Genomic DNA, 13,399 nt, shown 5'->3' on the forward strand with positions numbered 1-13,399 from the left:
ATAAAACCCTTAGTGTTTAGAATAACATCTTTTAATTAAAATTAACAAAGAATTAATCATGAAAATGTAATTTTTAATAATCTGTTCATACTTTTTATCCCTCTGTCATGAAATTTTAAAAATGAGGCATTCTATTAATAGCTCCAAAGAAAGCACTATGTATTTTTCCACAAATATAAAATGAGGAGAGATCCATTATGGGAAAAAAGCATCGCAGCCGCATTAATTCACCGAAAAAAAATAATCATATTCCTGCCGAAGCGATTGTAGCCGAGCATGAGGCCCATGCCAAAGAAAACCAAGCAAGAGGCGGACGTAAACGCTAACCACTAAAAAAATACCTAAGGGAGCTACCCTTAGGTTTTTATATGTTAAAGCAAGAGGATTCGATTAATAGGAAACCAGCCACCTGGTTTTAATTGATAGTAATGCTGTCCACCACGTCCTTCATCAATTAGGACGATATCCCCGGTAGTCAAGAATCTGCCCTTATAGTTTAGGGGAATTCGATCGGTTACATTAAATCGACTAAAGGTTTCCTTCAAACAATTTTCTCGGCTATTGGCCTCAATAGTTGTTCGGTAAACTTGTTTATGCCCTTTTTTTTCCCGCTGCCTTGGAGTTTGAAAGATCGTCACATCATAATGAGTACCACTTTTATTTGTTAATAGTTTGATCATTTGATCTCCTCCAACCAAAAGAGTTATTTGACTATTCTAATAATTGGAGATAACCATTAAAAATTCCTTCATCAAATTTCCACTAATTTTGTCGAATCCAAATTTTTTGATTTTCTAAGAATATCTTTCAATTACGCTTTGAATTTTCTGTTGTAGATATGGCATGTCCTGGTTGGTTATGGATAACCTAACGTTGGTTTCATCCGTTCCTATTGCTTCAGAGAATAAGCCGGCTAAACCTCTCGCTCTTCGATCAACTTGGAACATAATATCTAATTCACCGTTACCTGATGGGAGGAAGACTACTTCAAGTTCATCCAGTTTTCCTCTAAAGGGACCTGATGTTGGGACAAACTCAAATTCTTGAACAAAAGGCAAACGTCCACCCAGCCTTCTTGGTGCTTCTTCACAATCTGCTTCACGTATTCTGAAACCGAGTTGGTCAACAGCATTAAACACAGCCGTCATTAACGGATTAGGGACCACTTTTAAATAATCCTTGTCACTTGGATCCACTCCACCTTTTATATCTAGACCGGTGCTCACCCATATCTTAGACCTACCAATGGATAATGGTGTATCATATGGCAATTGGAATGAGAATGGAACTTCTTTTCTTTCATTCACTCTAATGGTGAAAGGGGCTGTCACACGAAAACGGTCAATCGTTGCGGTCACAGAATATTTACGATCATCTGATTCCCGTAAATAAGTGGTGTTCACAGAAAGATAGATATCATCTACTTGTTGATCAATCTTTCCACCTTTTATCTCCACTACCCCATTAATCGTCTCTCCAGGCATATACGTTTCCTTTTCAAGCTTTGTATCCACAGTTGCTGATCCAATCCCCACACTTGCAAAAACTTTGTTAAAGAATGACATGTTTCATACCTCCTAATTGTTTCGTTAATAGATGTATATCCGCTCTTACTTGATCACAATTCTCGTATACAGGATTTATTTGGAGTAGCCGTTTTATAATTTGCTGGCCTTGTGGTGATATATTTAACTCCTCTTCCCACGATTTTTCTTGCTGATTCTTTTCAAAGGAAAAATTCGAATAGAGCAAAAACAGTAGAAAATGACCGAGCCCGTAAAAATCTGCCTGAAAGTTTAGCTCCTTTCTTAGATCTTGGCTGGGACCCTTCTTATTTTTTGAACCATCTAACGGTCTAGCCAATCCTAAATCGATTAGTCGAATCGAAGTCCCGTCTAATAGAACATTAGGAATTCGAATATCTCGATGAATGACTCCCATTCGGTGCAAATAGTCAATTTGCTCCAGTAATTTGGAGGCAATTGTAAAAGATTCTAATTCAGTTATTTTCCAGCCCTCATAAAAAATGAGCTGCTCAAAATTCTTTCCATTAATATATTCCATCGTAAAAAATGGGATGGTATTATGCATTCCATCCTCATAATATTTTGGAAATCCAGGATGTTCAAGTGAGCCTAATAGTTTCTTCTCAAGCTCAAATCCATTTCTTCCCGCTTTAGTAAGCCTTTTATGAAGGCGAAGTGCTTTTAATACCTTTTTTGTACCAGTCTTTTCATCAAACACTAGATAACTGTGCCCATAACCGCCAGCCCCTAAATGCTTAATCACTTCGTATCGTCCAGCAATTACATCAGCTGAATGAAAAGGTCTCTCTAAAATATGGGAAAGCAATAACATCACTTTTTTGATCATCGTTTAACTGCTAAAAAAACTAGACAAGAAACTGCCGCTTTTATGCTTCTTTTTATAATGATGATGCCCCATATGATTGTGCTTATAATATTTTTGTTTTTTCCAAGCGTCACTGGACGAACCGTAATGATGGTGTTTATGATGAGAACCCAACTTACTTTGGATAATCGATTTAATGATCTTTTTGAACATCCTATTCCCTCCTCCGTCTTCGTAATCATTTATACGAAGCCACTAATAAAAGGTTTCGTGATTTCATAATTTTTCCCTTTTATCTTTGAGGAACACAAACAAAAAGCGGGCAATAAGATGCACGCCTTTCGGTTGATTTATCATAAAGGAATAACTAAATCCCCTAATTTTAAAATAGATATTACCTACTCGTCCTCTACTTCCTCATCAATAATACTTTTTTCAATTAAATATTCGAAGGTAATATCTGCGATTTCCTCCAACTCCTCTTCACTGGGAACGTATCCCCTTTTTACCAGCTCATGAAAGAAAAATTCTGCAATCTCTTCTGTATCAATAAAAACCTCAATTTCTTTCAAGCTATCGCCCCCTTTTTACAGAATGTATGAACCATAAAGCTTTTTCATGCTAGTTACTTAAAAAAGCTTCTGATATAATTTCGTGCTTTTGTGTACAACGTTAAAAAGGAAGTCTTTTTAAGAATGGACAAGCATAAAATAAGTAAAAACAACCATTAGAGGTGTGAGAATATGTCAGAATTAAAATGGAAGTTAGAAGCTTTAAGAAATGATCTGAATCAAGAAGAAAGTCATATCATTAAATGGTTTGAAAGAATAACAGATACCATGTTTTCTATGATTAAATGGGCGGGAATTCCATTCGTCATCTACCTATTAGTTGAAATCATCAGATGGTAGCTATACATGGCTTTTTCCGTCTTCCTTTGAGATGGCTTTCAATTTTTTCAAGATAACCCGCATGACCTGATAATATTCCTGGTCATGAAATAAATTATATAAAATCCGATAATCATTATAGAGGTCTAACAGATCATCTATCAATCTCTTCTTTTCTTTTTTTCGGGTGATTTCTTCAAGCTCTGATTGGCGAACTTGATTCTTTATTTGCGACTTAGAATTGTTTTTTTCCTGCTTATTCACTAAGTATAAGAGACCTAGTTTTTGAATAAAGGTGTCCGCACTTTCCGCATCGGCGATTAAAGTAAGTTCGTCCTCCCCGACTTCAAGCCACTCCCCATCATTAACCCTGGAGAGCTCATAAATAACATCTTCCCACGCATCATCTTTAGAACGCCAAATTTCTGTCCGGAAACCAACTACTTTGAAAAGGTCTCCCTCATATCCCTTTACTTGAACAACATCCCCAATGAAAAACTTATATTCAATATCAATATGCTCCTGTTCCAACACCTTGCCATCGTAATCTGACAACGGCTTTAAAGCAGATTCAACAAATAAGCCATGGCTTTTATTTACTTCATATACATACGAACCATCCAGCCATTTTACATCTGTTACATTTCTAAATTTACTGGATCCTTTAAACTTTTGGTTTAAGGTTTTTCCATCCATAATATAAAACAATAAAAAAAAACCGCATACCATATTGGTACACAAGTTTACTTTGCTTTAATCTCCGCTCTATCAGGTGGTTTATTTTCTTGACTATTTTGCTTGTAGGTTTTATTAAACAATTCAATTAGTCCCCTAGCCGCTTTATCCGGATCAAAAGTACCTCTTTCTGCATACTTAACTTTCATGGTGAAATCACCTCGTTGTATCATATGCAAGTCGTTTTTGAATGGAATCTTGTCTATTATGTATTTGTTATAATTTGAGAAAAACGGAAGAATGAACTTATTGAACCGTTGACCCAAAACCTTTCAAAAAAAAAGAGCTGCCGCCACAACTCGATTATTACTTTCAAGACCAAATGCTTTTCACATTCTTTAACATTAGCTGTTTTCTAGTTTATTGTGTACTGCCTGTAAGATGCGCGTCAAACATATCAATGATTTCAAGAAACCTATCAGCTTCCCGGAAAACATGGTCTGCTAATAAAGGATGAATAATGCTCTTTATTCTACATTGCTCAATTAAATCACGGGCCGTTCTCTTAAAGTCCCTAAGAGAAGCGACCGACACCCGATTTTGATCAAGGAATTGATCTAAAAGAGGAACTGTTTGAGATTGTGGCTTCATAGAATCTAAATCTCTTGCTTGATACAGCAATTGATCAAAATCATTGCTGAAATTCCGTGCTACATCAACTAGTTTCCTTTCTGATGGATCAAGGAGATGGCCAATAAATTTGGCATGATCTGCCATAATCCTTAAAAAGAAGACATTTTCTTTAATAATGGCATCTGGAAGCGGTTGTAATTTCCCTTCATTTAATTCCATTAATCTTTTTCTAAAATAATTGGCTTCCCTACTTGTATGGTCAACTAATAGTGGGAAATTATTTTGCCCAGGCAATTTGCATGTGAGAATTAGTCCTAAAACTTTTCTTTTAAATACGAAAATATTCGTTGCAGCTTGTTGTACCTCGGAATTAAATCTTCTTATTTGTTCGGGGTCTGTTTGGTTATTGAAGGAATAGGCAGTTTGTTCGATTTGTTCAAATAAGCGATAAAATTGATTAGCCTCTTGAATTAGTTGAGTATCCTCTGCTCTAAACCCTAATCGAAGAAATAAAGAATGCTCTTTCATGATCCTAGCCCAAAAACGAATTTCATTTAATGAACGCTCAACGAATAGCCGAGATGTAACCCCTGTATCAGCATGTAATTCGCGTTCTTGTCCGTTCATCCTAAGGCCCCCTTAAATACTGCAATTATTCTATTGTTATTGAATAGGTCATTTAAATATTCCTAAAACAGTTCCACCACATAAATTATTGTTGGGATTATAATTTAACTCAAAGTAAAACGAGACCTAATAAAGATCTCGTTTATGCTTTAAATCTCTTATAAATTTATAGTGTGCTTTGTACTAAGCTTTTCCCTTGTTTGTTTTGCTGCTTCAACCATCACCTTTAGTGCTTCCACCGTTTCATTAATACCGCGTGTCTTTAAACCGCAATCAGGATTAATCCAGAACAGCTTCGGATCAAGTACCTGAAGAGCACGATCAACGTTTCTTACCAGCTCTTCAAGCTTTGGTACACGTGGACTATGAATGTCATATACTCCAAGACCGATGCCTTTGTGATACGTATTTTCTTCAAAGGCATGAATTAATTCACCATGACTTCTTGATGTTTCAATTGAAATAACATCAGCATCGAGTGCTTTAATGGCATCGATAATCTCTTCGAAGTCTGAATAGCACATATGAGTATGAATTTGTGTATCATTTCGCACTGAGGTGGTAGCAAGTTTAAATGCATAAACTGCAGCGTTCAGATAGGTTTCCCAGTTTTCACGTTTTAATGGAAGTCCTTCGCGTATTGCCGGCTCATCGACTTGAATCATTTGGATTCCATTTACCTCAAGTGTTTCCACTTCTTTTCGAAGCGCAAGCGCAATTTGATTGGCAACATCATAGCGTGAAATATCATCGCGTACAAACGACCAATTTAATATTGTTATTGGACCTGTTAACATCCCTTTTACCGGCTTGGTTGTTAAGGATTGTGCATATACAGTTTCTTTAACTGTCATTGGAGCTTGATAAGACACGTCCCCATAAATAAGAGGCGGCTTTACACAACGGGAACCATATGACTGAACCCAGCCAAATTTTGTGAATTGAAAACCGGCTAATTTTTCTCCAAAATATTCAACCATATCTGTACGTTCAAATTCTCCATGTACAAACACATCTAAGCCAAGCTCTTCTTGAATATCAATCCATTTTCTTATTTCGGCATTAATATATTCTTCATATTCCGCATCCGTTAACTCGCCTTTACGCCAATTTAAACGCTGTTTTCTTACCTCTTGGGTTTGTGGGAAGCTTCCAATTGTTGTGGTTGGTAGAAGTGGCAATTGAAAAGCCTCTTCCTGAATCTTTTGACGAACATGAAATGGTACTTCACGTTCTACTTTATAGTCATGCAAATTTTGAATGGCTTCACGAACTTGTTTGTTATTTCGAAAAGATGATTCATTTAAAGTTTGAATCAATTTTGTACTTGCCGCCATTTCTTCTTGTATCGCATCTCTTCCAATTTGTATACCTTTTGTAAGGACAGCGATTTCATATAATTTTTCATCAGCAAATGATAATGCTTCCTTTAATACCTCATCGAGTGATTCTTCACTTTTAACGGTCACAGGTAGATGCAATAAACTTGATGAAGGTTGTACAATAAGGTGATCTTTTGAAACGACTTTTGTAATCTCTGCTAGGGTGGATAATTTATCATCTAGATTCGCACGCCATATATTACGTCCGTCAATTATTCCAGCAGCAAGCACCTTATCTTTTGGGAAACCAAGTTTTTTCAAAGCAATAAGATTCTGACCATGATCATGTACAAAATCAAGACCAATCCCTTGAACAGGAAGTGAAATGACATCTTCGAAATGTTCAATACTATCAAAATATGTTTGTAAAATCACCTTTACGTTTGGTGCCGCCTCATGCAACGTTCTATAGACGCCTTTAAATAATGCAACCTCTTCTTTTGAGATTGTTGTAGAGAGAATTGGTTCATCGATTTGTACCCACTCTACACCTTCTTTTTGCAATTCACGTAAAATCTCAGCATAAAGCGGAACAAATTGATCTACAACTGCATGGAACTCACTTTCTTTATACCCTTTTGACAACTTTACGAATGTTACAGGTCCTAAGATAACAGGCTTTCCGTCAATACCAAGTTTTTGCTTTGCCTCTTTATAAAATTGAAGTGGGCGATTTTCGACAAGGGAAGGTATTGATCTGTCCAGTTCTGGAACAATATAATGATAGTTTGTGTTAAACCATTTTGTCATTTCAGATGCTATCGAACCGTTAGTGCCTCGTGCTATATCAAAATACGTTTCAAGTGATACTTTACCTCCATCGTATTTAAAGCGCTTCGGTACTAGACCGAACATAACAGCAGTATCAAGAACATGGTCATACAAGCTAAAGTCTCCGACTGGGATCAGGTCAATTCCTTTATCCTTTTGTTTTTGAAGATGCTGCAAACGAATCTCCTCGACCTGTTTTAAGAACACCTCTTTTTCTAGTTTACCACCCCAAAACTGTTCGAGTGCCTTTTTCCATTCACGATTTTCACCAATTCTCGGATAACCCAAATTCGAGCTTTTCACTTTATTCATCGTTTTTTAACTCCTTCTATGTTTGTATTTTCGTCTTCAACTAAAAAATCTCCCTTTTCAATTGGAAAAGAGAGATTTATACGCATAGCTAACTAGAGTTGAGACCATCTGGTTTTCTCAACACGTATTCATCACTCCTCCCTATACATCCGTAGAGTACAAGCGCATACAACAGGCAGGTCTCCTGACTTTGGTTCATCGCTTCTTATCCCTTCCCATTTCAAACTATGAAACAGTGGTTCATGATAAGTCGCTCCCCATTACAGTGGCGGGACCGTGCCGGAATTTCACCGGTCTTCCCTTTTAAGCTGTGTAGATGATTCTCACAGCACCTGATGCATCTGATATTAAATTTTAAATTAGAAAAAGACAAAAGACCCCTCTATTTGAAAATAGAGAGGTCTTCATCACTTATAGAATCCTCTCTTATTTGTCAAAGCAAAATGCTTTGCAGGAATTAGCACCTTTTCAACAAAGTTGTTGAATGGTTGCCGGGCTTCACAGGGCCAGTCCCTCCACCTCTCTTCATAAGAGTTTTAATAGTTTATAATGTTCTGAATTTAATAGTCATAATAGCATTAGAAACACGAGCTGTCAAAAGTAATTTTCAAAAAACATAAATATTTTGCCTAATTCAATAAAGTTTTTAGTCCTCAATCAACCTATTAAGAAGGAGTTATTTTGCCACCCACTTTAAACAAAAAAGGAATAAGTGACAATAAAATAATTCCTACTACAAATGTTGATATGATTAACTCTTTCCATATAATTAAATTCTTTGAAAACATTTGAAAGATAACTAATGAATTTATTGGAAGGTTAAGTAATAAACCAGTGAGAAGTCCTGGTGCATACTTTTTCATCAATATGGTCGCAATAAGGTGCGGAAAAATAGCATTTAAAATCATTGAACCTAAAAATCCAATAAAAATCCATTTCGCAAAATCTAATTCTGGCATATACAAAAAACTAAATGCAGATAAATAAGCCAAAATAGTTATAAAAATAACAGCAAAAAGGAATTCACTTGAAGAAACTGGCTTTTGAAACCTTGAAGATTGCTGTGACCATTTAGGCAACCATATTGCTTCTTCGATATTATGAAGTGTAATAGCAAAACAAAAAAATATTACAAGATAACAGACCATATATCTTCCCCCTCTTCAAGTAACTTACATCGTTAATTGAATAAGAATTACGCAATAAATTTTGATAGTCTCAGACTTTCATATGTGTCTGTCATTTCAAATACAAATGAGTTTTATTTATTGCCATTCAATTTCAATCGTGACTTCAGAAGATACTTTTTTTGTATTATGATTTGCTATTTCGTTCGTCGAAAACCAGATTTTCTTTATAAATGTTTTTAGGAAAGTATTACAATCTTCTGGTTCGAGTGTCTCAATCCAAGTTAACATTTCAATTATTTGTTCTAAACGTTGTTGTTCTTTATCAGATTGATTCAAGTTTTCTAATTGAAGATCGATGAATTCAATCTGTTGAACCACTTGTTTGATTTGTCTCTCGTTTTCATCGCTCAATTCCAGAAACTCACTCTTGCTTATTTCTCCATCCGCCCTCATGATGGTTAAATTTCTTTGCCTCTTTTCAAACCTTTCTAACTGCTTTACCATTGATTCTTTTTGGTATGTCAACTTCTTTTCTTCATCCATTGTATCAAGGGTTTTTAATTTTTCTAATGATTTTTTAAAGTCCTTGTTCTCCAAAGCTTCCTTTGGCATAAAGAAGGATTTGTTCGTAGTAAGCTGAGATAAATAACCATTTGTTTGACCAAGTCCATCAGATATTTGTTTTAATCCACCGTTAACATCCAATAATTTTTCACCAAAGATACTGAAACCGTTAAGTCCAGCTACAAGCTGTTCCTGACCTGATTTCATTTGGCCAAGACCATCGTTCACTTTATTCATATTTGTGACGATGGTGCCAATTCCGGAGGACGCTTGACCTAGTCCGGCTTTCAGCTTGTTCATCCCATCTGCCATTTGCGATAAGCCACTGCTTATACTGGCAAGATTGGTATTGGCTGTACCAAATCCAGAGGTTACGGCATTGTAATTCTCATTTAAGGTATTAATACCTTCAGGTGTAATGGGTGCCAGCGATGCAGACAACTGATCAATGGTTTGTTTTAATGCCTGATAATTGGCATCTTTATTAGAATTGGAATAACTGCTTCCTAAGGCATCTGCCATAGATTGCATTTGCATGATTGCACCTTTCACACCAAGAAGAGCCTGTGCTGCCTCTTGGTAGTGGGTACCCATCTCTTTATAACCGGCCTGCATTTTACCATAATTTTCAGCTAGGATGGCTATGCCGCTGCTCATTTTGGAGAGATTTGTTTCGATGGCAGCCATTCCATTGCTAATCGATTGTGAATTCGTTGTCCCGTCATCAATACCTGATTGGATTTGTTTTAATCCATTGGTTAGGGCACTCATTCCATCTTGAAGCTTTGCTGTACCATCAACCATTTGGTTGACTTTAGAAAAGTCTGCTGATCCGAGCTTTTCTTGTGCTTCTGTCAATCCATCATGTATCTGGTCCACACCATTTTGAGTTTGCGAAATTCCATCTGTTACAGATTCCATTTGACGATCAACGTAAAAATCCTCAATCTTCTTCCCTAAAGGCTGGGTAACAGAGGAAACTTGCTTCACACCTTTAATTTCCTTTATTTTTTCTGTTACATCATCAATGACCGCAAGAGAGTCATTATTATCAAGTGCTTTTTTATTCTCAATGACCACTGTAGCAGGCATTGCCTGCCCTTTACCAAAATGCTTCGCAACTAGATTGATAGCTTTAGATGAAGGGTATCGATCTCCAAGTTCCCCAACGGTATCAAAGTTAAGCTTTTCCTGATGGAAATAGACCATTGGCCCAATGATTAATAGGATTACGATGATCACGATAGCAGGATACTTTGTGCCAAAGGAAGAGGTTTTCTCCCAGAACTTGTTTTCCTTATGGCCATTTACATTTTTAGATGGCCAGAAAATTTTCTTACCCAATACTTTCATGATAAAAGGGGTTAACGTCAAAATTTCCAGTAACAGGACGGTAACACCTATTACGACAACAACACCAGATTTATAAATAGGGGACTCAGAAAAAACTAGAGCAAGGAATGCAATAAATACCGTAAGAATACTATAGGCAATTGTTTTTCCAGCTGTTTTATAGGTCGTGATAATCGAATCATCTACTGAGTGACCCTGTGATAGTTCTTCTTTAAATCGATTAAACAAAAGGATATTGTAATCTGTACCGATCCCAAAAAGGATCAGAACCAGTAGCATTTGAGTCAGGCTGGTTACAGGAAATCCAGTTTTATCTATTAACTGGGCTGCAATTCCCATGGAACAGAGATAGGAAAAGGCGACAGCCACAAGGGAAATCAGCGGGGTCACGATTGATCTAAATGCTAAGATCAGTACGACTAAAATAAAGACAACGGTCAAAACAGCACTCTTCTCGACACCGGATTGAGATGCCTTTAAATAATCATTATTGATAAAATCTTCCCCACTAAGGAAATAATCAACAGGTACTTGATCTAGTTTACTTTCAAACTGCTTCTTGATTTCGTCTATTTCTCTATCTTTCTTATCAAGTTTATAGCTCACCATGAGTGTGGTGCCATCTTTAGAAACTAATGAGCTTTTTGCTTCGGGCATACTGAAGGGATCAATCATGTTTGTGATACCCAGCTCTGACCGACTATCATGAATAGACTTTACCGCATCACCGATTTTTTTCAACTCATCATTAGAAATTTTATTTTTATCATAAAAAACTATAAGGTTGTTTGTGCCCGTCGTCGTATCCATTTTCTTCAGGATATGATTTGCCATGACCGAAGGACTCTCACTACTTGTTCCTTGCTGCCCCTTTTGCCGGAGTATGGCATTGATGTCAGGTTGAATGACTGTTAGCAATATTGTCACAATCAACCAGATTGTGAATAGGACCCAACGCCCTTTTATGATGCTTCTCACTTTGCATCCTCCATTTTCAATTAAAATGTTTATTTTTTACGATTGCCTTTTTCAGAGAAAAACAAAATGTCGATGAATTCACGATGATCCAATCCTTCAGCTTCCATTTTTTCCTTAACAGCTGATACTAATAATTCCATCCCCTTCTCGACAATCGCTTGTTCGTTTGGAGTCAACAGGTTTAATACTCCCATTAAAGCCTTATTGGTTATCTCTGCTACGTTCTCATCTATTTCTTCCGCAAGTCGTTCAGACAAGGAAATGTCCGCTAATCGCTTATCCTTTGGATTAGGGGTTTTTATTAGGAATCCCTTAGAAATAAGTCTTTCCACAATGTCTGAAACTGTACTTTGCGTCATTTTTAGGTTTTGAGAGAGTTGTTTGATACTGACAGTTTTATGAGCAAACACATCGCCAATAACTCTTACTTGTGGAATCGTGACACCATGCTCCTCAGCTTCTTTCTGAAGGCTTTTCATTGTATAACGATGAATAAAATCGACTGATTCCCCAATAAATCTAGCTTTATCCACTACTTCACCCCCACCTTTCATAAAATAAATCGTATACGATACATCGCATACGATTTATTTTATGGGTATAAACCCCTATTGTCAATGTTAATGATATTTAAATAGGAAAAATGCCAATCACAATGGACTGGCATTTAAGTGTTAATTAATATTTTTTTAAGTAGATCTTTTCCATTGTATGATCGGAGCCCTTTTTAAACACAATATGTGCCCGTCGTCTTGTTGGCAATATGTTTTCAATGAGATTTGGGGCATTAATTTCCTGCCAAATTTCAGCTGCTTTGTTCATCGCTTCATCCTTGGTCAGCGAGGTAAATCGGTTAAAATAGGACTTCGGATTCTGAAAAGCCGTCTGTTGAAGCATCAAAAATCTTTCAATGTACCACTTTTTAATGTTTATTTCATCTGCATCAATATAGATGGAGAAATCAAAAAAGTCGCTGACAAATACTTGATCGGTCTTATTCACTTGAAGGACATTAATCCCTTCTACAATTAGTATATCCGGATTGCTTATTACTTCAACTTGATCAGGAACAACGTCATACGTTAAGTGGGAATAGACAGGTGCTTCCACTTTCCTTTTTCCCGATTTCACATCCATCAAAAACTTTATTAACTTTTTTGTATCATAGCTCTCGGGGAACCCTTTTCTACTCATTAGCCTTTTTCGTTCCAAGGTCTCTTTTGCGTATAAAAAACCGTCAGTCGTAATTAAAGATACCTCTGGATGACTGTCCCACCGTGATAAAAGGGTTTGAATAACCCTGGCAGTGGTGCTTTTCCCAACCGCTACACTTCCAGCAATTCCAATAATATAAGGGACCTTCTTAGCTTTGAAGTCTAAAAAGGAGTTAGTTGCCCCCTGCAATTGTTGCGAAGCCTTCACTTTTAAATTAATTAAACGGGTCAACGGCAAATAGACTTCTTCCACCTCTTGAAGAGAGATTTCTTCATTTAACCCCTTAATCTTCTCTAGCTCTTCCGCTGATAACAACAGAGGAGTTTTATTGCGCAGAGCTGACCATTTTTGTCTATTGAATTCAATATAATTTCTATAGGGATTCATTTTTAAAAAACCTCACCATTAAAAGTAAATACAGTTTAACAAATAAGGGGGAATATTTCTAAACAAACGTTTAGTCAATAAAAAGGCTCTGTTAAACTAGTCTGTTGATTTGCGTTCCAGGCACTTCGCT

At 36.5% G+C, this 13,399-nt stretch carries 15 protein-coding genes and 2 riboswitches; of the genes, 2 read left to right on the plus strand and 13 right to left on the minus strand.

The window, feature by feature from the left end:
• Positions 1-197 precede the first annotated feature (197 nt).
• A complete protein-coding gene (locus V7083_RS11575) occupies positions 198-326 on the plus strand; it encodes a hypothetical protein (protein ID WP_335477820.1) in 129 nt (42 codons plus the stop codon).
• Between the two features lie 45 nt (positions 327-371).
• Here the strand turns inward: V7083_RS11575 and V7083_RS11580 are convergent, their stop codons facing one another.
• The 5 genes from V7083_RS11580 to V7083_RS11600 form a co-directional block, all read right to left on the minus strand.
• Entirely contained in the window at positions 372-680 is a 309-nt protein-coding gene (locus V7083_RS11580; RefSeq protein WP_335477822.1) for a YodL domain-containing protein, read from the minus strand.
• 114 nt (positions 681-794) lie between these two features.
• A complete protein-coding gene (locus tag V7083_RS11585) occupies positions 795-1,565 on the minus strand; it encodes a sporulation protein (RefSeq protein ID WP_335477824.1) in 771 nt (256 codons plus the stop codon).
• Positions 1,552-2,373, minus strand: coding sequence for a serine/threonine-protein kinase (locus V7083_RS11590; protein WP_335477825.1), 822 nt, complete (start codon positions 2,371-2,373; stop codon positions 1,552-1,554). Before V7083_RS11590 ends, V7083_RS11585 begins: the two co-directional genes overlap by 14 nt.
• A gap of 3 nt (positions 2,374-2,376) precedes the next feature.
• The gene (locus V7083_RS11595) at positions 2,377-2,565 is read right to left on the minus strand and encodes a hypothetical protein (RefSeq protein ID WP_335477827.1); all 189 of its coding nucleotides are present in this window, start codon (positions 2,563-2,565) and stop codon (positions 2,377-2,379) included.
• A gap of 185 nt (positions 2,566-2,750) precedes the next feature.
• Positions 2,751-2,924 carry a YozD family protein gene (locus tag V7083_RS11600; protein ID WP_335477829.1) on the minus strand — a complete coding sequence of 58 codons (174 nt, stop codon included), beginning with the start codon at positions 2,922-2,924 and terminating at the stop codon, positions 2,751-2,753.
• Between the two features lie 171 nt (positions 2,925-3,095).
• On the opposite strand from V7083_RS11600, the gene V7083_RS11605 reads away from it, so the two are divergent.
• Positions 3,096-3,263, plus strand: a complete 168-nt coding sequence (locus V7083_RS11605; protein ID WP_335477831.1) for a hypothetical protein — start codon at positions 3,096-3,098, stop codon at positions 3,261-3,263.
• On the opposite strand, the gene V7083_RS11610 is transcribed toward V7083_RS11605, so the two are convergent.
• From V7083_RS11610 to coaA, 8 genes are all read right to left on the minus strand, one after another.
• Positions 3,264-3,938, minus strand: a complete 675-nt coding sequence (locus V7083_RS11610; RefSeq protein WP_335477852.1) for a hypothetical protein — start codon at positions 3,936-3,938, stop codon at positions 3,264-3,266.
• Positions 3,939-3,985: 47 nt separating this feature from the next.
• A complete protein-coding gene (locus V7083_RS11615) occupies positions 3,986-4,126 on the minus strand; it encodes a hypothetical protein (RefSeq protein ID WP_335477833.1) in 141 nt (46 codons plus the stop codon).
• A gap of 211 nt (positions 4,127-4,337) precedes the next feature.
• A complete protein-coding gene (locus V7083_RS11620) occupies positions 4,338-5,177 on the minus strand; it encodes a DUF2935 domain-containing protein (RefSeq protein WP_335477835.1) in 840 nt (279 codons plus the stop codon).
• A 158-nt stretch (positions 5,178-5,335) separates the two neighbouring features.
• A complete protein-coding gene (gene metE / locus V7083_RS11625; RefSeq protein WP_335477837.1) occupies positions 5,336-7,642 on the minus strand; it encodes a 5-methyltetrahydropteroyltriglutamate--homocysteine S-methyltransferase in 2,307 nt (768 codons plus the stop codon).
• A 157-nt stretch (positions 7,643-7,799) separates the two neighbouring features.
• A riboswitch (cobalamin riboswitch) is annotated at positions 7,800-7,993 on the minus strand.
• 72 nt (positions 7,994-8,065) lie between these two features.
• Positions 8,066-8,176: riboswitch (SAM riboswitch) on the minus strand.
• Between the two features lie 131 nt (positions 8,177-8,307).
• Positions 8,308-8,790, minus strand: coding sequence for an HXXEE domain-containing protein (locus tag V7083_RS11630; RefSeq protein WP_335477839.1), 483 nt, complete (start codon positions 8,788-8,790; stop codon positions 8,308-8,310).
• 117 nt (positions 8,791-8,907) lie between these two features.
• The gene (locus V7083_RS11635; protein ID WP_335477841.1) at positions 8,908-11,667 is read right to left on the minus strand and encodes an MMPL family transporter; all 2,760 of its coding nucleotides are present in this window, start codon (positions 11,665-11,667) and stop codon (positions 8,908-8,910) included.
• Positions 11,668-11,696: 29 nt separating this feature from the next.
• Positions 11,697-12,200 (minus strand): MarR family winged helix-turn-helix transcriptional regulator, encoded by a 504-nt coding sequence (locus V7083_RS11640; RefSeq protein ID WP_335477843.1) that lies wholly within the window; start codon positions 12,198-12,200, stop codon positions 11,697-11,699.
• 145 nt (positions 12,201-12,345) lie between these two features.
• Positions 12,346-13,269, minus strand: coding sequence for a type I pantothenate kinase (gene coaA, locus V7083_RS11645; protein WP_335477845.1), 924 nt, complete (start codon positions 13,267-13,269; stop codon positions 12,346-12,348).
• Positions 13,270-13,399 lie beyond the last annotated feature (130 nt).

Origin of the sequence: Bacillus sp. JJ1764, assembly GCF_036962145.1 — a bacterium.
GTDB lineage: Bacteria > Bacillota > Bacilli > Bacillales > Cytobacillaceae > Neobacillus.